The sequence below is a fragment of the Klebsiella sp. K47 genome, assembly GCF_051858335.1.
In the GTDB taxonomy this organism is placed as follows: domain Bacteria; phylum Pseudomonadota; class Gammaproteobacteria; order Enterobacterales; family Enterobacteriaceae; genus Klebsiella; species Klebsiella pneumoniae.
On the sequence record NZ_JBPYUI010000237.1, the window covers coordinates 1 to 238 of the forward strand.

The 238-nt window shown below is 42.0% G+C and carries 1 protein-coding gene; it reads right to left on the reverse strand.

The genetic code is table 11. The features are described 5' to 3' along the window. Positions 1 to 238, reverse strand: a 238-nt coding sequence (locus RRF55_RS27855) for a patatin-like phospholipase family protein (protein ID WP_439419279.1), incomplete at both ends; no start/stop codon positions are given.

The following is a 238-nucleotide window of genomic DNA, read 5'->3' on the forward strand; positions in this document are numbered from 1 at the left end:
CTCACGCAAGTCTGGCTGAATCACAATATCTGCATTTTTCAACTCTATTTGCGCAAGGTTCTTTTGCATAATATTGATATTTTGGTTAAACAGCCCCCAGACATTTGAGGTTTCGGTATACATCGGCTGCGCCAAAATATCGACCGCGATAATAATATCTGCCCCTAACTTACGTGCCACATCAACAGGTACAGGGCTGACTAAACCACCATCTACATATTCATCAGTACCAATCTTG